A 21043-nucleotide genomic window follows, 5' to 3' on the forward strand; every position below is an offset into this window, starting at 1 on the left:
TTGCATGTATTAGGCACGCCGCCAGCGTTCGTCCTGAGCCAGGATCAAACTCTCCAATAAAGAGTAAGATTAGCTCTTAAAGTTAAAACGTTGGCTAGTGTATTTTTCAACACTAATCATTTTTTGTTGACGTATGATTTGTTTAGTTTTCAAAGAACAATTTGTTAGGTTATCGCTCAAAAGCGACTTCCATAATATATCACATCGTACATTTTAAAGTCAACAACTTTTTTACTTTTGTTTTTTCAAAACGTTGCTTCCTCGTGAGGACAAGAAATAATATATCACGAATAAAATTCAATTTCAATATAATTTTAAAAAAGTTTTTCTTTTAAAAGTAGAATCTCTTAAGAGGAGTAATAGATTTGGTTTGCTAGCATATAAATACTATAAAAAATAATAGAAAGGAGTAACACATGCTATTAGAATCATTCTCCTTATACCTATCACTATTTATGGCCATCTTCTTATTTTACTATGCTTACTGGGAGGGAATTCGAATCGCCAATAGCGAAGGCAAAGTATACGGTGGTACATTTATCTTTACATTCGTTTCAGCTTGTATTTTTTCTGGATTTACCTACACACTCTAAAAGAAGGAGAACCTTTATGTTAAAGGTTCTCCTTCTTATTCAACGATTTCTTTAAGTGTATCTTTTTTAATTTTCTTCTGTTTTCCACTTCTCTCATTTAATAAAAACAAGGAGATACCCACTATAACAACGCTTCCCCCTAATACCTGAGTAAATAAAACTTTTTCTGATAAAAGATAATACGCAAGGATTGTTGCTCCGATCGGCTCAAATAAGATAGCCATCGATATAACGGAAGTACTAATCCACTTGATTGCCCAATTGAATAAGGAATGGCCTAATAAGGTAGGGATAAGTGCTAATAAAATAAAGTTCCACCACTCATTTTTCGGATAGGGATATAGAGATTCTCCGACAATAAGGACATAAAGCAATAAAACAATCGAGCTTATACTATATACAACAAATGTATAAGTAACTAAAGAAATTCTCTTTCTTACTGATTGTCCAAACATTAAATACGCTGTAACAAGTGCACATGCTAGTAATGCAAGAATATCCCCAAATAAAGCTGTTCCACTTACTTGAAAATCCCCCCAGCTAATGATGACACTCCCTACAATCGCTGCTACTGCACAAAGTATGGCTTTTAATGTAAAGCGCTCTTTAAAAAACAAAAAAGTACCGACAAATGCAAACAACGGCTGAAGCGTGACAAGTACAGTAGAACTCGCCACAGATGTGTAGTTTAAAGATTCAAACCATAATATGAAGTGAAAGGATAAAAACACTCCAGCAAGAATTGCATATAACCAATCTCTTCCCGAGATAAGCGCCAATTCCTTTACATACTTCATTAAAAAGACCGGTAACATAAACAAAACAGAGAAAAGTAGTCGGTAAAAAGCAATTACCCCCGAAGGAGCATCAGAAAACTTTACAAAAATGGCGGAAGCTGATACTGCAATTACACCGACGATTAATGCAAAATACGGATTGACTATTGTACGATTCATTCGTTTCCCCTTCTTAATTCCTCCCTGATATCACTATTTACTCAACGCTTTCGACTTCAACTTGGTTTACACCATTAATTGATTTTAACTCGTAATAAATATCTGTGGTGTAAATACCTTTATAGGTTGTGACTAAGCAACTAATCAAAATATCATCTGTCTCTTCTTTGACCTTTAAGTGTTTCACCCCTAACTTTCTACCTTTAATTTCTTTAATCATTTCTGTTAAGTTGGTTGATTTCTCTAAAAATAACTTCACTTTAATTTCTTTCTCTTTTAACTTTTTCGGCCCAATTTTATCAAATAAAAATGGTATTACTTTAATACCGAAAATTAAGAATGATATGCCAGCGAGAGCCTCTATGTAAAAACCAGCACCAATCGTAATTCCAATTCCAGCAGATGCAAGAACCAACGAAGCAGTTGTTAGACCGGAAATGGCTTCATTCCCTCTCTTCATTATTACCCCTGCTCCCAAAAAGCCAATACCACTAATGATATATGAAGGAATTCTGCCTGGATCCATTGGTCTTGAATACTCTTTAGCATATAAAAAGGCGGATTCATATGACACTGTCGTTAACAAACAAGCCATGACAGAAATAATGAGACAAGTTTTCAATCCTAGTGGCTTCCCTTTTAGTTCTCGTTCCAATCCGATGACAATCCCAGCAACTGCAGCAAAAGATAATTTAAAAAGAACATCGTAACGAGTAAATTCTATAAATAGTTCTTTCATATATTATCCCCCTTAATGATGTAGTTATATTTTTGGTGAAAGAATTAGGAAACGATGCGTATATCATATATACCTATTCCATCCGAGCTCCATTCATTCCGTCAATATATTATATGAAATATAACACACAAAAAACGATTTTCCATACAATTTAATTTAATAACGAAAATAATAGAAGGAAGTCAATTGGAACGACTTCCTTCTATATATTTATTTGCATATATTATCGATAGATACTTCCACCTGTTTGTTTAAACTCGTCAGCTTTTTCTTTCATTCCTTTCACCATAGCTTCATTCGTATCAAGTTGGTTTTCTTTTGCGTAATTACGAATATCATGTGAAATCCTCATGCTGCAAAACTTCGGTCCACACATAGAGCAAAAATGGGCTGTTTTAGCTCCCTCTGCAGGTAAGGTTTCATCATGGTACTCCAATGCCCGTTCTGGATCTAAAGATAGATTAAACTGATCTCTCCAGCGGAATTCAAATCTTGCTTTTGATAGAGCATCATCTCTCTTTTGTGCGCCTGGATGACCTTTGGCTAAATCAGCCGCGTGAGCCGCAATCTTATAGGTGATTACCCCTTCCCTAACATCCTCTCTATTAGGTAAGCCTAAATGTTCCTTTGGTGTCACATAACAAAGCATGGCCGTACCATACCAACCGATCATCGCAGCCCCAATGGCTGATGTGATATGGTCATACCCTGGAGCAATATCAGTCGTTAAAGGCCCTAATGTATAGAATGGAGCTTCCTTACAAACCTCTAACTGTTTATCCATATTCTCTTTAATGAGATGCATTGGTACATGCCCTGGCCCCTCCACCATTACCTGTACATCATGCTCCCATGCAATCTGGGTTAGTTCTCCTAATGTCTCTAGTTCTGCAAACTGTGCCTCATCATTTGCATCTGCAATAGAACCAGGACGTAAACCGTCCCCAAGAGAGAACGCTACATCATAAGCCTTCATAATTTCACAGATTTCGTTAAAATGAGTATAAAGGAAATTTTCCTGGTGATGATACAAACACCACTGAGCCATGATCGAGCCACCTCTTGAAACAATGCCCGTTAATCGTTTCGCCGTTAGAGGAACGTACCTTAAAAGAACCCCGGCATGGATGGTGAAATAATCGACACCTTGCTCTGCTTGCTCAATTAATGTGTCACGATAAACTTCCCAAGTTAAATCCTCGGCAATACCGTTCACTTTTTCAAGTGCTTGATAAATAGGAACTGTACCTACCGGAACGGCAGAATTACGGATGATCCATTCTCTTGTTGTATGAATATTTTTTCCTGTTGATAAATCCATAATGGTATCTGCCCCCCAGCGGGTAGCCCATGTCATTTTTTCCACTTCCTCTTCAATGGAAGAGGAAACAGCTGAGTTTCCGATATTCGCATTTATCTTCACGTGAAAATTACGTCCGATGATCATTGGCTCCATCTCTGGATGATTGATATTCGACGGAATGATCGCTCTTCCTTTTGCCACTTCCTCACGAACAAACTCTGGTTTCATATTTTCTCTAATGGCGATAAACTCCATTTCAGGAGTGATAATCCCTTTTTTGGCATAATGAAGTTGGGTTACATTCTGACCTTTTTTCGCTCGTAATGGTTTTCGGTTGAGTCCCGGAAAGATTTTATGATTCGCTCTTGGGTCATGATCATCTTTAAATCCATTGTCTTCCGGCTTTATTTCTCTTCCTTTATATTCTTCTACATCTTCTCTTTCTCGTATCCAGTTATGTCTTAGATTAGGTAAGCCTTTAGTTATCTCGACTGAAAATTGGTTATCGGTATATGGTCCACTTGAATCGTATACCCGAACTGGTAGATTTTCTTCTTCACCAAAAGTTCCAGATGTAGGACTAAGTGCAATTTCTCGCATAGGTACTTGAATATCAGGTCTTGAGCCTTCTACATATACCTTTTTACTTCCTGAAAAACTTGACATAATGGAAATACTCGATTGATTTAATGAAGTTGATGCCATGATAAATCTCTCCTTTTATAAAATGTAATAAAAGGACGAGATCTAGAAAAAACGGGGGATCGAAGTAAGAAAAACACAATAAAAAAGCCGGGTCCAAAAATAGACGGACCCGGCTTAATATGTAGAAGTGTAATCTAAATTAATAGATTGTTATTAACTTCCCCACGCTGGTATGATCCAGATCAGGTCCAAAGGGTCAAGAAACTTAAACGTGTCTCTCTCTCAGCCCAAACTATTGGACTCCCCTAGTTATTGCTATTCAATTCTCATTTATTATACATGAAACCATAGGAAATGGAAGGGTAAATTTTCCTGAATAGTTATAAAAGACCACGATTCAGAACCACTTTATGAAAGATTCGGAAGTTATCGTATAAAGGTTACGAGTTATTCATAACTGCCCTATGAAGCCCTGATATTACATGCCTCCTACAATATTTAGCTTAGGCAAAAAAATGCGTTTTCAGGTATTGTAAAAATACAATGATGTAGTATAATATTTTTATATCGTTTCAGAAATTCGGGGCATTAGCTCAGCTGGGAGAGCGCTACGCTGGCAGCGTAGAGGTCAGGGGTTCGAGCCCCCTATGCTCCATAACTATATAAGACCTATTATACCGCAGGTTCTTCCTAATGAAGAGCACCTGCGGTATTTTAGTTTATGTGCCAAACAGTTCACAAGTGTTCACAGGTTTTTATGACGAAGATAGCCTTGCTCCACCTTTACCGCTGCTTCATCCTGGATATCTTGTGTGACTTGAGAATAAATAACGAGTGTGACAGCACTTCTATGATGACCAAAACGTTCTTGAACGACTTTGGGATTGACTCCTTCAATTCAATAAATGGGTCGCATGTGAATGCCGCAGATTATGAAAAGCCATGCGCTGTAAGCCCGCTTTTTCGATGATGCCATAAAACTCACCCAGGAGGTTTCTTGGATTTTTAAAGCCGCCAAAAGAATTGGGAAATACCAAATCATTGTCTTGGTAGATATTTCCAAGTTATTCTTTCATTTTGTCTAGTTTGATTTTTTGTTGCTTTAAAGCATCACCTACATAAGTTAATTGTTGTTATCACGGTAAACATCTGTTATTGTTCCTCCACCTAGGCATTCTTCTCCTTTATAGAAGACAACTGCTTGTCCTGGTGTTATGGCACGAATCGGTTTGTGGAAATTAACTTTAACTTGGGAATCATTCAACCATTTTACCGTTACTTCATTGTCCTATTGACGGTACCGGAATTTTGACATACATTCTAAAGTACTAGCAATCGTTTCCTTTGATAGGGTTACCAAAATCCTACTATTTGCTGACTCTATCACCTCTATCCCTTGAGCCCACCCCTTATCAACTGCTTTAATAATAGGAGAAACCTAGATTATCTTTTTTGAGCTTTAGGAAAACTTACTTCAATTGTTGTGCCTATACTTGGAGTGCTTTGAACCTTCACTTTTCCATGATGCTTATCAATAATCCATTTAGCTATTGACAAACCTAATCCTGTTCCCTCCTCAGATGTTCTGGCATTATCGCTTTGAAAGAAACGATCAAAAATTCTGGGGATGTCCTTTTCCGGAATCCCAATTCCGTTGTCACTTACCGTAAAGACAATCAAGGAATTTGTCTGAAGACAAGACAATAGGATTTCTCCGCCTTTATCTGTATATTTTATGGCGTTATCCAATAAAATAACAATCAACTGATGTATCCTTTCCTTATCCGCAAAAAATTTAATGGAATCTGAAACTTCTAATTTCAGGGACTTATCTTCATACAAAGCAAAATCTTCATATTGAAACACAATTTCTTTTAATAGTTCGTCAAATAGGAAGACCTGCTTCCTCATTTCTATTTGATCAGAGTCAGATCTTGCTAGAGTCAATAAATTAGCAACCAATTTGGAGAGCCTTCTTGACTCAGCAGAAATGGTTGATATATCTAGTATTTTATCTTGAATAGTCGAATACGGATTCCTGAAAAGTATATCTGTTTTGATTTGAATGACAGATAAAGGCGTTCGCAGTTCGTGCGAAGCATCTGAGACAAATTCTTGTTGTTTTTGCCATGCACTTTTTATTGGTACAAGGGCCCTTCCCGCCAAAAAGTACCCCGCAGCAATCGCACCAATGACTCCAAGACTGCAGCCAACAAGTATGATTAACAAAAGCCTATCCATTAGCTCTTTTTCAGAATCAACATTTCGAATAAATTGAACAGTAACTGTACCAAATTTTGATTCAAAATCAAAAGCAATATACCGATAAATATATCCCTCAACCTCAATATCCTCTAATGAATTTTTTTTCTTGGGACGAACTAACTCTTCTCTATCTCCAAATAAATCATCCGCCCAGATTTGTTCCGTTAAAAGCTTTTCATCTTGCCATATAAGAGTCATGATTCTTGGATCTCTTCTTATAAATGGTGGTCCTATCCAATCAGGATTTTCACCGAGAGTAGGTGGCTGTTGAAAGTTATCAACGGATTGGAGTAAAGACTGGTTTACATTCTCGTATAATCTATTTTCTGTAAAAAGATAAATAACGCTTCCCAGTATACTTATTAACACAATAAAAACTAAGGAGTTTAATAAGGTAAGTCTGACATGAGTTTTCCGAAACATAACTTTCTCCTACTCTTCATTCAACATATAGCCGACACTACGTATCGTTTTAATATCGGAATGATAACCAAAGGGTTCTAATTTTTTGCGAAGATGATGCATAAATACTTCAACGACAGCTATTGTAGTATCTGAGTCAAATCCCCAAACGCGGTCATATATTTGTTCCCTTGTTAGAATGGCCCCTTTATTTTGAATAAGATACTCCAATAGCTCATATTGTTTTGTCGTTAGCTTGACCTGTTCTCCCTCAACTATAATATCGCGTTCCTTCCCCAGTAATTCAATCCCTCGATATCTAATTGTTTGATTAGTTGTTAGGCTGCCACTTCTCCTTAATAATGCACGAATTCTTGCCTTTAATTCAGCAGCTTGAAACGGCTTTACTAAATAGTCATCCCCTCCACTATCTAATCCTTTCACACGATCTTCTAAGGAATCTCTAGCGGTTAAAAATAGAACGGGTACCTTAATCCCCTCTTTCCGTATTCTTTTAAGAACTTCAAAACCATCGATTTCAGGAATCATGACATCTAGAATAATCACATCGTGAATATTCTTCATCGCTAAATATAATGCATCTTCCCCTGTTGTTGCTTGATCCACTTCAAATTCATGTGATAAAAGCTGAACGATGGATTCTAGTAGGGAAAGATTATCTTCTACTACTAATAAATGCAAGTATACCACCTCTTGATTATATGACTTATTGATTAAACGACCATGTTCGGGATGTTTCGACTCTTTTATATTATTTACATCATGCGTGATATTCTCTTCTTATTGAGAAAGAATGAAACAAACCAATCGTACTTCAGAAGTAAACACTCTATAATTCACAATTATTCTAATAATCCCATTATGTATCTTTTTCCTTAATTTCACCTTAAGAAGAATAATGATATGTGAAAATAAAAAATATTATTTACCACTTAAAGCCCGCTCCCAGTTATATGCGATGTTATTGAATAACCTCCTTAATCTTCCCTTCCACTTCTAAATCACCATCTCAATATTCTTTTTAATAATCGTTGTCTTAAGGAAAAGTTAAGAAAAACTTTTTATAATCAGTTCGCATAAGGGAGCTAATAATTTTGCCATCCATACTAAAAGGAGGAATAGTAGTGAAAAAATGGATTTCTATAGTTGCAATCGTGCTACTTGTCGGTGGAGGTGGCTTTTGGTTATTCAAAAGCCAGCAAACTGCCGAACCTGCTGCCGCACAGATTATGACAACTACAGTTCAAAAAGGGGACATTAAAGTCCAGGTCAGTGGAGCTGGTACTGTATCTTCAATTAACAGCACTGATATCACGTCAAAATCAGAGGGTATTGTCGATGAAATCTTGGTTGAAGTCAACGATAAAGTGGAAGAGGGAGACGAATTAATCAGCTTTACGGATGGAAGTGACCCAATTACTGCTACTCATGCTGGTACTATTACTTCCTTAGATATCGAGAGTGGAAACCGAATCCAATTATCACAGGTAGTCGGTCATATAACAGACTATGATTCATTACAAACTGTAATCAGTGTAGATGAGCTAGATATAGTCAGTATTAAAACAGGACAACCCGCTGAAATAACAGCCAGTGCCTTCCCTGATGAAACATTTAAAGGGACAGTAACGGGGGTTGCCAAAGAAGGAGAATCACAGAATGGAGTTTCAAGCTTTAATGTTACCGTACAATTTACGGATCCGAAAGACTTGTTAATTGGAATGTCAACGGAAGTAAGTATCACAACAGAAAGCAAGCAAGATGTTCTATATGTTCCAATTGAGTCAGTCAAGAATAACGGTGGAGAAAAATATGTAACTATACAGGAATCTGCTTCGAGCGATAATGCAGAAGCAAATACAAAGAAACAGGTAGTAGAAACAGGAATAAATGACAGTCAAAATATTGAAATTACTTCTGGATTAACAGAAGGTCAAATTGTTCAATTAGCGTTAACCATTTCATCTGAAAATCAGTCAGGTAGAAACCAAGGGTTCCCAGGTGCCACTGGAGGACAAGGATTCCAGGGTGGCAGAGGACAAGGATTCCCTGGTGCTGGAGGACAAGGATTCCAGGGTGGAGCAGGAACAGGTGGAGGTGGCCAATAACATGGGAAAACCAATCATCGAGATTGACAGATTGTCAAAATCCTATGAGCTTGGGGGTGAAACTGTCCATGCCCTCCAAAGGGTTTCCCTTCAAATTAATGAAGGAGACTTTATCTCAATTATTGGTCCGTCTGGTTCAGGAAAATCTACATTTATGAACATGATTGGCTGTCTCGATAAACCAGATTCTGGGGTATATCTACTAGATGGTAAAAATGTGGCCAGAATGAGAGATAATGAACTTGCATCCATACGGAATATTAAAATAGGTTTTATATTTCAGAACTTCAATCTGTTAAATAAGTTATCAGCAATAGAGAATGTTGAGCTTCCCCTCGTCTATAGAGGAATGGGAGTGAAAGAGCGAAGAGAAACAGCTAATTCCTGCCTGGAAATGGTAGGATTGCACGGTCGGCAACACCATTTGCCAACCCAACTATCTGGTGGCCAACAGCAAAGAGTAGCCATTGCTAGGGCACTTGCCGGTAAACCTTCTGTCCTACTTGCTGATGAGCCTACAGGAGCTTTAGATAGTAAGACGAGTAAAGAGGTGCTGGAGTTGTTAAAGGAATTAAATGCAAAAGGACATATTATCATTTTGATTACACATGACTTAGATGTTGCGAGAGAAGCAAAACGGGTTGTTCGTATTCATGACGGTCAATTATATGAAAATGGAGGTGACTGGTTTGAATTTACTGGAATCCATCAAGATGGCCCAAAAGAGTATCAAAAGCAATAAACTAAGATCTTTTCTAACAATGCTTGGTATTATTATTGGAGTTGCTTCAGTCATTACATTGGTTTCTGTTGGTCAAGGCTCCTCACAATCGGTAACCGAAGAGATTGGTAGTTTAGGGACAACCTTATTGACACTTAGTGTTACAGATACAGAGTCAGTGCAGCTCAAAGAAGGTAATCTTGATCAATTCGAAGAGTTTAATGGTATTTCTGAGGTGGCTCCCCTTGTTTCCGGAAGGGTGTTTGCGAAAAATGGAGAAAATTCAACACAAGTTTCCATCACAGGTACAACTTCATCTTATTTATCTGTAAGAGATTTATCTCTTAGTCAAGGCCGCTTTATTTCAGACATGGATCATGAATTAAGGCAAAAGATTGTCGTTCTTGGTTCAGATACGGCTGAAACTTTATTTCCAAGAACAAATCCGGTTGGGGAAAGCCTCCAAATTGATGGTGTCTCCTTTAAAGTGGTCGGTGTTCTAGAGTCAGTTGGAAGCTCACTTGGTACAAGTGGCGATAATGTCATTATCGCCCCTCTTTCCACTACTCAAAGAGTGACGGCTAATACCAACATAGGCACTATCTATTTGAAAACAGAAAATGAAGACATGGTGTCCCTAGCAAAGCTTCAAATCCAAGGTGTCATGACTACCTTATTTCCAAATCTAAGTGATGCATATTCTGTTTCGAGCCAAGATGATTTAATGGAAACCATGGGTTCTGTATCAGATACAATGACACTTATGCTAGGCGGAATTGCAAGCATATCCTTGCTAGTCGGCGGAATCGGTGTTATGAACATTATGCTCGTCTCCGTTTCAGAACGGACAAAGGAAATCGGGATACGGAAAGCCATCGGAGCTAATCGAAAATCAATCCTCATTCAATTCCTTATTGAGGCTGTAGTTTTAAGTACTATGGGTGGACTTATTGGTGTCCTTTGCGGTCTGGGTACTTCAAAGTTGATTGAGGTATTCACTAGTATGAACATCATATACTCGCCTTCGGTTACACTAGTTGCTTTCCTTTTCGCTTTTGCCATTGGTCTCATCTTTGGAGTATTCCCAGCAAACAAAGCTTCTAAATTAAACCCTATTCAGGCTTTACGCCATGAATAATAAATCACGTTTAACCTCAACATGACTTCTAGAGGGAAAGAATTTGTAAGAGTAAGGTCAAGAATTCATTATAGAATACTAGATTAAAATAATTGATAAGGAGACGGAACAAATGAGAAAAATATTGACTTGGGTTGGTGTCTTAGCTTTAGTTTTACTAATCCTCCAATCAACCATTGGTATTGCAAGTTATACCCTGGGTGGTACATCACAAGGTTTTGCAAATGGGGCTAATCGAATGATGGGTAATAATGAAGGAAATGGATCCAGAGCTATGCCTCCTCAGAATAATAGCACAGGAACGGAAGGTGCTTCAGAATCCAATTTTAGAAATTCAATGCCAGCAGCTCCACAAAATGGTGAGATGACCGGTGCTGGGATGAATTTCGGGCAGCAATCTAGTCTCTCTTCAAGCTTGCGAAATCTTGAAAATGGATTGCCAGCTTTCATTATGAATTGTACGTCTCTTGGATTAGGAATTGCATGGTTTATCCTTCTTGTATTAACTAGAAAACAGCAAAAGTTAAAGAACCTTGAGGTTTAAAGGGAAAATATTGAAACTTATCTTTTATTTGGCTTATTCACAAACTTTGTTGCTTTACGTACTTTTGACTAGCTCTAACAAGTAGCACCTTTTCTTTATACTTTACCCTACACCTAAAGAAACTACTTTTTTAAGATTTAGAATAGGTTACTAAAGCAACACTTCTTCAAAAAATAGCCTTGAGTAAATAGGGTCTGTTGGTTTAATTTACAAATATTAAGAGGTGATTTACATGCGACTAAATAAAAGGATAAAACTGATAGCGGTTGGATCAATTATTGGGTTAGCAAATGTCTCTTTTTCCCCAATCGGACATTCATATGCTGAGGAGTTAACAATTCCAGTAAACTCTGCCGCTTTACAATCGTTAAATATTGAAGAGTTTCAGCTTGACCAGGAATTTTCAGCTGATGTACAAAATTATACTGCCTCGGTAACAAATGATATAAAAAGCATGAATTTACTAATTGAGACTAACGAAGACTCAGCTTCAGTAACAGTTAATGGAGAAACAATGACAAGTGGCGAGAAATCAAACCTCTTGTTGGAGACAGGAGAGAACTTGTTTACCATCATCGTTACAAACGGCAATGATGTTTCTACCTATACCATTACCGTGGTACGTGCACAAAATGAAAATAATAAACTTGCAAACCTTACGTTATCCAGCGGCGAAATTGAATTTGATCCAGAAGTCACAAGCTATAGTATAAATGTAAATAACGAGACAAATAAAGTTACAGTAGCAGCCGTTGTAGTTGAAGACACCTCCATTGTTCAAGTTGACGAGACTGTCATCAATTCAGATGGTTATTTGGTTGAACTTCCTGTAGGTCTTACTACTATTAGTATTATCGTAACTGCAGAGAATGGCAGCCAAAGAACCTACACGGTGAATGTTACACGTGCAGAAATAGAAGACGAACCCGAACAAAATCCTGAGACATCTACTGAACCAGAAAATGAGGGTACACAACAGCCCGCAACACCAGAACAACCGGTAAGAAACACGTCACCCGGAACTCAGACAGTTTCAAAGGGTCAGTATAGTAGTAGCATGTCCCAAACTACGGTAAATACTGGCGTATTGGGTGTTACAGAGACAAACACAAAGGCAAATCTTGATTCATTAACAGTCTCTATCGGCACATGGAATAAGTCGTTTGCCTCTGACGTGTATACTTATCATCTAGATGTAGCTACTGACGTAACAAGTGTAACCCTTTCAGCAGATGCAGCGGAGAGTGATGCTGAGATTACCATTGATGATAAAGTTATTTCATCTACCTCGGAAGTAAACATAGATGACAAAGCAAAAACTGTTATCTCTGTTGTTGTCACACACGATGAAGATCGAAAAACCTATATTTTAGTATTTGATAAGGATATCAATGAAGAAACAACCGTCTCTACAGCAGAGAATGAGGTTGAGTCGGAAGTTTCTGTAGATTCACAAACAGTAAATGCTAGAGAAAGTGGGAGTAGCAGTCAAATGGACCTTGCTGGAGAGTTTAATAGAGAATCCGACTCAGTTTGGCAAAGAATTCTCTCATTTTTTGGTTTGTAAGAATAACCCTTTATTGTTATGAACTCAGATATAGTTATAATATTTTTTGTACTTCAGTCGACCTCATATCCCTTTTTAACGCAACTTGTCGAGTAAATTTAAAACGTCTCAACTCTTGGTAACAACGGGGTTGAGACGTTTTAAAACAGGGTGTAACCACAATAGTGTATTATCCACTGCCTCTTCACGTACAACCTGTATTTGAGAACCTAAACTATCAAGTAGGAGATTTACCAATCTGAAAATGTTGCAAAAGAGGCACTGTCACTCCCAATGTTTCCAGAGTTAGAAAATTGAACAACAAGAATATGTTGTAATGAAGATAGCTGAGTTGTATGGAAAATACTGATTTTAAATTATTATTGGATGCATAATATGTACTGCATCCTTTTATTTCACTTTTTACTCCTGCAACATTCTTTTTTCACTAAACTCAAATTGTTTTTTACCAATGGCAAAGAATATATGTATTAATTTTTTACTTTAGAGGATTATCAAAACGCTACCTCATTCAAAACAACTAAGGATTCTCGTACAATGATATCTTTAATCTCTTCTGCATTACCTTCTAAACCACAATTAGTACAAAGTTTATCCCCCTTCGTAACTAAAGGAGACAAACATAAAGAATTTCTTCCCAAAGTCTTTTGCTTTCTGCCTCCTTTTTTATTCTTTAATTTTTGCTGGATTAGTTCAAATGTATCATCTAATAAATATGTCACTATTAAAAATAATCATTTCATTTATTTTTATTTTGAATATTCAGTCTATATGTTTACCATAATTCGCCAATAAAATAGGGCCCTATATTTTCTTACTTGTAAAAAAATAACCCTCAAATTCCAAAGGGAATCGGAGGATTATTTGGGATATAATAAGCCAAGATCCAGTCAGTTAATAGTAAAGAAAATCTATTTTAGTAAACAATTTCTGATATGATTTTATAGCCAAATATATTTTTAGAGGCTTCCCTTGCTTCTTCTTCTGTGTCATATTCGAACATTCTAATATTTTTATTTAAATAAACTGTTATAACCCACATAATGGACCCCCTATAATAATTACACAATAACTTATTAACCTTTACGAAGTAGCTTTGAAATTTAGAGGATCTGTATGCACCAACCAACTTATTTTTTAATACATTGGTTGTCCTCAACTAAATATTACTCACTCTAACCACATCAAATTCTTCCACCATTTCTTTACTAGGTCTTGGGCCAATTTTAGAAAAAACAAAAATGGCTAGTAGAGAAAAAACAAATCCTGGAACAAGTTCGTATAGATAGAATGGAATAAATGCCTCTGATTGTGCGAGTTTTACCCCGTCCGGTCCAATTGGTGGAGTTGATAATAGACTCCAAAGAATCACCGTGATACCACCAACAACCATTCCAGCAAGTACCCCATTTTTAGTAGTTCCTTTCCAAAAGATAGCAAGTATGATGGCTGGGCCAAAAACTGAGCCAAATCCAGCCCACGCATAACCAACCAAACCTAATACAGAACTTTCTGGATTAAGGGCTAAAAAGATCGCAAATAATGAAATCGCTAAAATCCCTATTCTAATAACCCAAAATAATTCTTTTTGACTTGCTTTTTTTCTAAACAACCCTTTGTATAAGTCCTCAGATAATGCTGTAGCACAAATCAATAATTGAGAACTGATTGTGCTCATGATGGCAGATAGGATAGCTACTAATAATACACCAGCCACCCATGGATTGAATAGAGCTTGAGCAAACTGAATAAATACGGTTTCGGGATTAGATAATGGAGCATCAGCAAAATAAACGATTCCTGCAAACCCAGTAAAAACAGCTCCAAAAAGGGCTAATACATTCCAGATGGTATAAATAGACCGGCCGATCGTAATATCTCTAGATGAGGTCATAGACATGAAGCGAACAATTACATGAGGTTGCCCAAAGTACCCTAAACCCCAGGCAAGTAAAGAGATTATACCTAGCGTTGTAGTATTAGCAAAAACATCTAAATGTTCCATAGAAATGGTACCAGCTTCAGCCACGGTATTATTCCATCCACCAAGGTAGGTGAAGGAAACAATTGGGACAATTAGCAGAGCCACGAACATTAACATTCCTTGAAAAAAGTCTGTCCATGCAACTGCAAAGAACCCTCCAATACATGTATAAAACACGATAACTAAGGACCCTACCCATAGTGCAGTAGTGTAAGGAATCCCAAAGGTCTGCTCAAAGAGGATCGCCCCTCCAACAAGACCTGAAGAAATATAAAAGGCAAAGAAAATTAATATAAATAGAGAGGATATAATTCTAAGAGATTTCGATTTATCCCGAAACCGATTTTCTAAGAAATCTGGAAGTGTCTGAGAATTATTGGCCACCTGAGTGTACACACGAATTCTTTTTCCAACAAACTGCCAGTTAATATAAGCACCAATCGCCAACCCAATCGCCAGCCATATCCCCGAGATACCTCCAACATATATAGAACCTGGTAGACCTAAGAGCAACCAACCACTCATGTCCGAAGCACCTGTACTTATCCCTCCCACAAATGGACCTAATTCTCTTCCTCCTAAAATATAATCAGAGAAGTTTTTCGTTCTTCTATAGGCCATATACCCAATTAAAAAAAGGAATCCAAAATACAGAATAAATACTGTAAGAGATATATAATCCATTATGACCCCTTCTTTCCAACCGCTGTTTTTTGATAAGATACTGGTACACTTACATTATTGACAAAGTTTTTTTGTTTTTTTTCACGTCGTATTTGTTTGAAAAGAGAAACTAGAGAAAATAATATTAAAAGCGGCATCGGGACTAGTAACCAAAACCAAGTAGCAACAGTAAACGATGGTTCCATTTTATCGCTCCTTTTTAATTTTCAGCATCTATCAATCTACTAATGACCGTTTATCACCCTTATTCGAGTTCAAACAGTATTAGAAACCAATTCTTTTATGCCCAAATATCTCCAATTTTAAATCCATTAGGAAAAGGATCAGTAGGGTCAAGTACATAAGTATTAAATCCAGTGATCCAGGCCTGGCCACTAACGGTTGGAGTCACAGCTTTGTAGTCACCAAGTTGCACTTCCTCAACAAGACGGCCATTAAATACTGTCCCAAGAATCCCCTCATGTCGAAAGTCTTGATGTAAGTCCAATTCACCCTTGGCATACAAGGTTGCCATTTTCGCACTAGTTCCAGTACCACAAGGACAACGATCCAAAGCTCCCGTCCATGTAGAAGGGTCATCCCAGTCAAGATCTCCGGAAGCAACGGTTACGACATTCTTCCAATCTGATTCAGAACTTGTAGATGGTCCAGAAAGCTGAGAAATAGTAATCCCGACTCCTGGATAATCAGGATGTTCCACAGGCAATTGTTCCTGAGCAGCCTTACGAATCATAGAGGAAATACGAGCGATTTCACTACCATGTTCAGGAATAAGTTCAAGTCCTTTGAACTGACGGACGTCGGCAATTACATAAAACATTCCACCCCATCCTACATCTACCTTTACTTTTCCTAAATGAGGCACATCGATTTCTGCATCTATATATGGTGCAAAAGCTGGCACATTTCTAAATGTAACACTAGTAACTTTACCGTTTGAACATTCTGCTTTAACTTTAATCAGCCCAGCAGGAGCCTCTAGAGTAAGTTCCGTTACAGGTTCATGCATAGGTAACATACCGGTTTCCAATAAGACTGTAACAACAGCTATCGTATTCCCCCCCGACATCACTGGGTACTCAACCTGCTCCATAATAATATAACCAGCATCTGCACCAGGATGCTTCGGAGGCACGATCAGATTACAACAAAGAGGTGGATATCCCCTTGGTTCTCTTAACATAAGCATCCGAAGTTGATCATCATTTTTTTCGAGCCAATGCATCTGCTCCAAAACTGTCGTTCCTGGTATATTAGGAATTCCTCCCGTGATGACACGCATCGGCTCCCCAGAATGTGTATCCACAGCATGAATCATTCTCTTAAAACTCATATGTTTAGACCTCCACTTTTCATAACTTTATAGATTTATATAAAATGGAACATTATATTGTTAAAGCCTTATCTCTTGACCAATCCCTAATTTATTTGCCTTCTTAAATACATAATTGCCGATACATGCATCAAATAATGCCATGCTAACAGTTTTAAATACTATCGGATTTTTGTTTCGAGCTGCAGGTAATTCTCCCTTTAAAAAATCGGATAACAATACAATCTGGTTATCTTTAATCCATCCATTTTCTAATGGGTCTATAATATCACCGCATTCTACTTTTCCTTGTTCAGAGTCTATATAGTAGTAATCTAAATTTTCGAATAATTTTCGAGGTAATTCTCTCATATTGCTTTTGTAGGACCCAACTCCAACAATTAATTTATTTTCATAAATACCTGATTCATTTGGAAGAACAGGGGAAACAGAAGTTGTGGAAGTTATGATAATTTGTGAATTACGAACTAATTCCATTATGTCAAAAACAGGTATGATATTGATATCACTATCAGAAATTTCTCGGAATTCTCGAATAAAATTTTCCATTTTTTCACAAGACCGATTAAATAAGTAAATGGTTTGTACTGAAGTACTTGAGATAGCTGCAAGAAGTTGATACATACCCTGTAATCCAGTACCTACTAATCCAATTGTTTTGGCCTCTTTCATAAAGATCTTCATAGCAACTCCTGAAACAGCCGCTGTTTTTATAGCTGTTAATTTGGTGCCATTTATTATTGCTAATGGGTCCCCAGTTTCTCTGTTATTTATTAACACTAACCCCTGTGTAACCGGACTACTAGTCGTATTATTTGATGGATATGATGTGACTACCTTTAAACCTATACAGTCGTCTACAAAACATGGCATTATCAATAAAGTGTCTTCATTTTTAACTTTATAGAAGTTCCTATCAGGCATAACAAATTCATTTTTGGCATATTTTAAAAGTGCTTCTTCTATCACATCGATTGCTTCTTCCATCGATAGGGATTTATCAATATCTTTTTCAGATAGTAGTAACAAAAAAACTCCTCCTTTCTATAGACCTCTTATTTACCTAGAAGTAATTCCGGTAGAAATAAAGCTACCTCAGGAACATATGTGGTAATCAATAAAGTTGGTACCCAAGCAAATAAAATCATCACCATTGTTGGCCCGAGTAAGTCTTTTATAGGTGCTTTACTCAATCGACCACCAAGATATAATAAAGGAGCTGTTGGTGGTGTAAGAAGACCTAAACCTAAGTTCACCCCAATAATAGCAGCGAAATGAATGGGATCAACACCTAAACTCACAACAATAGGTAACAAAAGAGGGGTTGAAAGTAAAACAGCACTTACATCATCCATTAACATTCCTATAATAATCAAAAATAAATTAATGATTAACATTAGTAATAACGGATTTTCTGTAATTTTAAATAATAAATCCATCAATACATCTGGGACATTTTCCATAATAATTATTCGACTAAGAATCATAATGGCATATAACATAACCATGAGAACACCCGTTGTAGTAGCGGCCTCAACTAAAGCTTCATAAAGTCCTTTAATCTTTAATTCTTTATAAAACCAAAAACCAACCGGAATCGCATAAACTACTGATATAGCTGCTGCTTCAGTCGGGGTCATTATTCCTCCATAAATGCTACCTAAAACAATAAATGGCATTATTAAACCTGGCGAAGCGGCTAGTGTTCTCTTTTGAAATCTTTTACCTACAGACAATAATATATCATCTGGATTTTCAACTTTTTTAATATGTCTTTTTCTCATATAAATGACATTAATGATACTTAAAAAAATCATTAAAATAATACCTGGTCCTACTGTAGCAAGAAAACTTGCTAATACAGATTGGTTCCCAATCCAGGCATATAAAATAATAAGAGCACTTGGGGGAATGAGTAGACCGAGGACAGAAGCACTTGAAATTAATGATGTAGCAAAGCCTTTTGAATAACCACTTTCCTCCATACGAGGTAACATTATTTTTCCTATACTAGTAAGAGCAGCCGCAGCACTACCGGACATAGCACCAAAAAATGCACAGGCTATTATGGTGACAATGCCCATTCCGCCTTTCACCTTCCCTATAAATAACTCCGCAAACTCAACAATTCTTCTTGCAATACCACCTGTGCTCATGATGGAACCAGCCATAACGAAAAGTGGGATGGCCAATAAAACCATATTATTTAATTTACTAAATCCATAGGGGATCAAAAAGCTAGGGTCATATCCTAATGAAAAAATTAAATAGATGACTGTAGCTAAGAAAACAAATGGGATTGGTACACCGATAATCATTGTAAGTATTAAAATGAATAAAGCGATTAACATTTCCATACAATACCCCCTTACTCTTTCTTATTAAGTTGAGGAATTACCTTCCAGATCTGTTTTTATAGAACGAATAGCTTTGCCCTTTTTCATTTCATCTCTAACCATACCAATTTGGCGGGCAAAATCTATTAGTGAATAAAGAGACATTAATAGGAAACCAATTAGAACTGTTCCATGTGGAATATATAGAGGTATTTGGTAACCTGCTGTGTTACCACCATTATGGAAACTCCACACTAAGTACTGTGTATTCCAAAATGTTATTATTAAACAAACAATTAGTGTTACTAGTGAAGTAACCATTCTATTCCATGCTTTAATCTTTTGATTTTTAATATAGGAGTCTACAATATCTGCTGTAATATGACTCTTTTCATAGCTACCTTGAGCAGCACCAATAAAATACAACAAGAATATGGGGATAAGAAGCAGTTCTTCAATTCCAAATAAGTCCATTTCAAGAACATAACGGAAACATACAGATAGAAATAAGCCCATAAGTATAATAAGGCTGGATATGATCATAATCCCCTTCTGTACTTTAACTAAAATATTCAATCAAACCTCCCCTTTACCATTAATTTGATTAATTCTATTTTTAAAAGAAAGATGATTGGTTTAAATTGTATGGAAATGACATTTTTACAATAATGTCATTTCCACTTAATAGTTTACTGCTTTAGTAATTCATCAACGATATCTGTACCTAAAGTTTTTTCAAGTTTTGGCCAAGTGTTTGCACGAACATACTCCGCTAATTTATTAATTTCTTCTTCACTTATTTCAACAACCTCTATACCCTCTTCTTTCAATTTTTCCGTGTATTCCTTATCATACTTTTCAGCTGTTTCAATACTTTCAGCCATCATTTCATTTGATAGCTCCTCAATTAATTTACGATCCTCTTCATTAAGGCTATCAAATAGATTTTTATTTATAAGAAAAGCATCTGCGTTAAAGAAATCATGCGTTTGGTAAAAATATTTTATAACATCTCGGTAGCCTAGATAATTTAAGGAAGCTTCCCCACCAGCCCATCCATCTGCTGCACCTGTTTGCAAAGAAGTATAGAGATCGGCAAATGGAATGGTTACCGTTTGAAAACCAATATCATCCATTGGTAGTTTAAATACATCATCCGGTGGTACGCGCAATAATACCCCTTTCTTCTCCCCGAAGTCTAATAAATTATCTACTTCTTTGGTCGTACCCACTCCGCCAAATCCATTTGCATGAAAGCCTAAAAATTGAACCCCTTGCTCATTATTAACTTCTTGTAACTTCTTAAAAACATAAGAGTTAGTACCAATGGTCGTTTCAATATCGTCATAATCTTCTATTAAATACGGTACAAAATTTAATCTTAATCGATTGTCAAGTTCACCCGGAAGAGAGACTAAAGCCATGTCAATGGTTCCCTGTCCTACCTCTTGATAAACCGTTGTATAATCTCCTAATTGGTTAGCTGGATAAACCTTTACATTAATTCGGCCATCCGTTTTTTCTTTTATCTGTTCTGCGAACTTATACAAAGCTTGAGTACTCGGATGATCTTCTGGTGATTGTCCTGAAATTCGTATCTCAATAGTATCTAAATCTGACCCACTTTCAGTTGAACTACAGGCTGAAATGAAAAGTAATGCAAGAGATGCAGCAAGCAAGCCAAAAATCTTTTTTTTCAAATGT

20 protein-coding genes, 1 tRNA gene, 1 rRNA gene, 2 pseudogenes and 1 riboswitch are annotated in these 21043 nt (G+C 36.8%); of the genes and pseudogenes, 8 read left to right on the forward strand and 16 right to left on the reverse strand.

What is annotated here, in order from left to right; all coding sequences use genetic code 11:
• Positions 1 to 60 (reverse strand): 16S ribosomal RNA (locus ACVBAX_RS19765); the annotation flags it as partial.
• A gap of 356 nt (positions 61 to 416) precedes the next feature.
• Between ACVBAX_RS19765 and ACVBAX_RS19770 the strand changes: the two genes are divergently transcribed.
• Complete coding sequence (locus ACVBAX_RS19770; protein ID WP_430776522.1) at positions 417 to 593, forward strand: hypothetical protein; 177 nt, start codon at positions 417 to 419, stop codon at positions 591 to 593.
• A gap of 35 nt (positions 594 to 628) precedes the next feature.
• Here the strand turns inward: ACVBAX_RS19770 and ACVBAX_RS19775 are convergent, their stop codons facing one another.
• The 3 genes from ACVBAX_RS19775 to thiC all read right to left on the reverse strand — a co-directional run bounded on the left by ACVBAX_RS19775 (position 629) and on the right by thiC (position 4296).
• Positions 629 to 1549 carry a DMT family transporter gene (locus ACVBAX_RS19775; protein ID WP_447118513.1) on the reverse strand — a complete coding sequence of 307 codons (921 nt, stop codon included), beginning with the start codon at positions 1547 to 1549 and terminating at the stop codon, positions 629 to 631.
• Between the two features lie 37 nt (positions 1550 to 1586).
• Positions 1587 to 2288, reverse strand: coding sequence for an MgtC/SapB family protein (locus ACVBAX_RS19780; protein WP_447118514.1), 702 nt, complete (start codon positions 2286 to 2288; stop codon positions 1587 to 1589).
• 223 nt (positions 2289 to 2511) lie between these two features.
• Positions 2512 to 4296, reverse strand: a complete 1785-nt coding sequence (gene thiC / locus ACVBAX_RS19785; protein ID WP_447118515.1) for a phosphomethylpyrimidine synthase ThiC — start codon at positions 4294 to 4296, stop codon at positions 2512 to 2514.
• Between the two features lie 142 nt (positions 4297 to 4438).
• Positions 4439 to 4553, reverse strand: a riboswitch (TPP riboswitch).
• Positions 4554 to 4818: 265 nt separating this feature from the next.
• On the opposite strand from thiC, the gene ACVBAX_RS19790 reads away from it, so the two are divergent.
• Positions 4819 to 4891 (forward strand) — tRNA-Ala (locus ACVBAX_RS19790).
• Between the two features lie 238 nt (positions 4892 to 5129).
• Here ACVBAX_RS19790 and ACVBAX_RS19795 read toward each other — a convergent pair.
• From ACVBAX_RS19795 to ACVBAX_RS19810, 4 genes and pseudogenes are all read right to left on the reverse strand, one after another.
• Positions 5130 to 5273: a tyrosine-type recombinase/integrase gene (locus ACVBAX_RS19795; protein ID WP_447118516.1), complete on the reverse strand. Its 144-nt coding sequence runs from the start codon at positions 5271 to 5273 to the stop codon at positions 5130 to 5132.
• 27 nt (positions 5274 to 5300) lie between these two features.
• Positions 5301 to 5560: pseudogene (locus tag ACVBAX_RS19800) on the reverse strand (aminomethyltransferase beta-barrel domain-containing protein); the annotation flags it as partial.
• A 119-nt stretch (positions 5561 to 5679) separates the two neighbouring features.
• On the reverse strand, positions 5680 to 6924 hold the full coding sequence (locus ACVBAX_RS19805) for a sensor histidine kinase (RefSeq protein WP_447118517.1): 1245 nt from the start codon (positions 6922 to 6924) through the stop codon (positions 5680 to 5682).
• 9 nt (positions 6925 to 6933) lie between these two features.
• Positions 6934 to 7605 carry a response regulator transcription factor gene (locus tag ACVBAX_RS19810; RefSeq protein ID WP_447118518.1) on the reverse strand — a complete coding sequence of 224 codons (672 nt, stop codon included), beginning with the start codon at positions 7603 to 7605 and terminating at the stop codon, positions 6934 to 6936.
• Between the two features lie 443 nt (positions 7606 to 8048).
• Here ACVBAX_RS19810 and ACVBAX_RS19815 point away from each other — a divergent pair, with 443 nt between their 5' ends.
• From ACVBAX_RS19815 to ACVBAX_RS19840, 6 genes and pseudogenes are all read left to right on the forward strand, one after another.
• Positions 8049 to 9032: an efflux RND transporter periplasmic adaptor subunit gene (locus ACVBAX_RS19815; protein ID WP_447118519.1), complete on the forward strand. Its 984-nt coding sequence runs from the start codon at positions 8049 to 8051 to the stop codon at positions 9030 to 9032.
• A gap of 1 nt (position 9033) precedes the next feature.
• Entirely contained in the window at positions 9034 to 9774 is a 741-nt protein-coding gene (locus ACVBAX_RS19820) for an ABC transporter ATP-binding protein (RefSeq protein ID WP_447118520.1), read from the forward strand.
• Positions 9722 to 10891 carry an ABC transporter permease gene (locus tag ACVBAX_RS19825; RefSeq protein WP_447118521.1) on the forward strand — a complete coding sequence of 390 codons (1170 nt, stop codon included), beginning with the start codon at positions 9722 to 9724 and terminating at the stop codon, positions 10889 to 10891. The genes ACVBAX_RS19820 and ACVBAX_RS19825 overlap by 53 nt, the downstream gene beginning before the upstream one ends.
• A 112-nt stretch (positions 10892 to 11003) precedes the next feature.
• Complete coding sequence (locus ACVBAX_RS19830) at positions 11004 to 11435, forward strand: hypothetical protein (protein ID WP_447118522.1); 432 nt, start codon at positions 11004 to 11006, stop codon at positions 11433 to 11435.
• Positions 11436 to 11667: 232 nt separating this feature from the next.
• Complete coding sequence (locus ACVBAX_RS19835) at positions 11668 to 13002, forward strand: cadherin-like beta sandwich domain-containing protein (protein ID WP_447118523.1); 1335 nt, start codon at positions 11668 to 11670, stop codon at positions 13000 to 13002.
• Positions 13003 to 13145: 143 nt separating this feature from the next.
• Positions 13146 to 13351 (forward strand): annotated as a pseudogene (locus ACVBAX_RS19840) (DegT/DnrJ/EryC1/StrS family aminotransferase); the annotation flags it as partial.
• A 567-nt stretch (positions 13352 to 13918) separates the two neighbouring features.
• Here ACVBAX_RS19840 and ACVBAX_RS19845 read toward each other — a convergent pair.
• The 8 genes from ACVBAX_RS19845 to dctP all read right to left on the reverse strand — a co-directional run bounded on the left by ACVBAX_RS19845 (position 13919) and on the right by dctP (position 21039).
• Entirely contained in the window at positions 13919 to 14044 is a 126-nt protein-coding gene (locus tag ACVBAX_RS19845; protein WP_447118524.1) for a hypothetical protein, read from the reverse strand.
• Between the two features lie 117 nt (positions 14045 to 14161).
• Positions 14162 to 15670 (reverse strand): sodium/proline symporter PutP, encoded by a 1509-nt coding sequence (gene putP / locus ACVBAX_RS19850; RefSeq protein ID WP_447118525.1) that lies wholly within the window; start codon positions 15668 to 15670, stop codon positions 14162 to 14164.
• Positions 15670 to 15855 (reverse strand): hypothetical protein, encoded by a 186-nt coding sequence (locus tag ACVBAX_RS19855; RefSeq protein ID WP_447118526.1) that lies wholly within the window; start codon positions 15853 to 15855, stop codon positions 15670 to 15672. Before ACVBAX_RS19855 ends, putP begins: the two co-directional genes overlap by 1 nt.
• A gap of 95 nt (positions 15856 to 15950) precedes the next feature.
• On the reverse strand, positions 15951 to 17003 hold the full coding sequence (locus ACVBAX_RS19860) for a proline racemase family protein (protein ID WP_447118527.1): 1053 nt from the start codon (positions 17001 to 17003) through the stop codon (positions 15951 to 15953).
• 60 nt (positions 17004 to 17063) lie between these two features.
• On the reverse strand, positions 17064 to 18032 hold the full coding sequence (locus ACVBAX_RS19865; RefSeq protein ID WP_447118528.1) for an ornithine cyclodeaminase family protein: 969 nt from the start codon (positions 18030 to 18032) through the stop codon (positions 17064 to 17066).
• A gap of 26 nt (positions 18033 to 18058) precedes the next feature.
• Positions 18059 to 19360: a TRAP transporter large permease gene (locus tag ACVBAX_RS19870; protein ID WP_447118529.1), complete on the reverse strand. Its 1302-nt coding sequence runs from the start codon at positions 19358 to 19360 to the stop codon at positions 18059 to 18061.
• A 24-nt stretch (positions 19361 to 19384) separates the two neighbouring features.
• A complete protein-coding gene (locus tag ACVBAX_RS19875; protein ID WP_447118530.1) occupies positions 19385 to 19915 on the reverse strand; it encodes a TRAP transporter small permease in 531 nt (176 codons plus the stop codon).
• Between the two features lie 113 nt (positions 19916 to 20028).
• Entirely contained in the window at positions 20029 to 21039 is a 1011-nt protein-coding gene (dctP, locus tag ACVBAX_RS19880) for a TRAP transporter substrate-binding protein DctP (RefSeq protein ID WP_447118531.1), read from the reverse strand.
• Between the last annotated feature and the right edge of the window lie 4 nt (positions 21040 to 21043).

The sequence above is a fragment of the Robertmurraya sp. GLU-23 genome (assembly GCF_052983275.1).

Coding starts and splice junctions, on each gene's coding strand:
- ACVBAX_RS19770 (WP_430776522.1), top strand. CDS start 417: ATGCTATTAGAATCATTCTCCTTATACCTATCACTATTTATGGCCATC.
- ACVBAX_RS19835 (WP_447118523.1), top strand. CDS start 11,668: ATGCGACTAAATAAAAGGATAAAACTGATAGCGGTTGGATCAATTATT.
- putP (WP_447118525.1), bottom strand. CDS start 15,670: ATGGATTATATATCTCTTACAGTATTTATTCTGTATTTTGGATTCCTT.
- ACVBAX_RS19870 (WP_447118529.1), bottom strand. CDS start 19,360: ATGGAAATGTTAATCGCTTTATTCATTTTAATACTTACAATGATTATC.
- ACVBAX_RS19780 (WP_447118514.1), bottom strand. CDS start 2,288: ATGAAAGAACTATTTATAGAATTTACTCGTTACGATGTTCTTTTTAAA.
- ACVBAX_RS19805 (WP_447118517.1), bottom strand. CDS start 6,924: ATGTTTCGGAAAACTCATGTCAGACTTACCTTATTAAACTCCTTAGTT.
- ACVBAX_RS19845 (WP_447118524.1), bottom strand. CDS start 14,044: ATGTGGGTTATAACAGTTTATTTAAATAAAAATATTAGAATGTTCGAA.
- ACVBAX_RS19830 (WP_447118522.1), top strand. CDS start 11,004: ATGAGAAAAATATTGACTTGGGTTGGTGTCTTAGCTTTAGTTTTACTA.
- ACVBAX_RS19820 (WP_447118520.1), top strand. CDS start 9,034: ATGGGAAAACCAATCATCGAGATTGACAGATTGTCAAAATCCTATGAG.
- ACVBAX_RS19860 (WP_447118527.1), bottom strand. CDS start 17,003: ATGAGTTTTAAGAGAATGATTCATGCTGTGGATACACATTCTGGGGAG.
- thiC (WP_447118515.1), bottom strand. CDS start 4,296: ATGGCATCAACTTCATTAAATCAATCGAGTATTTCCATTATGTCAAGT.
- ACVBAX_RS19775 (WP_447118513.1), bottom strand. CDS start 1,549: ATGAATCGTACAATAGTCAATCCGTATTTTGCATTAATCGTCGGTGTA.
- ACVBAX_RS19855 (WP_447118526.1), bottom strand. CDS start 15,855: ATGGAACCATCGTTTACTGTTGCTACTTGGTTTTGGTTACTAGTCCCG.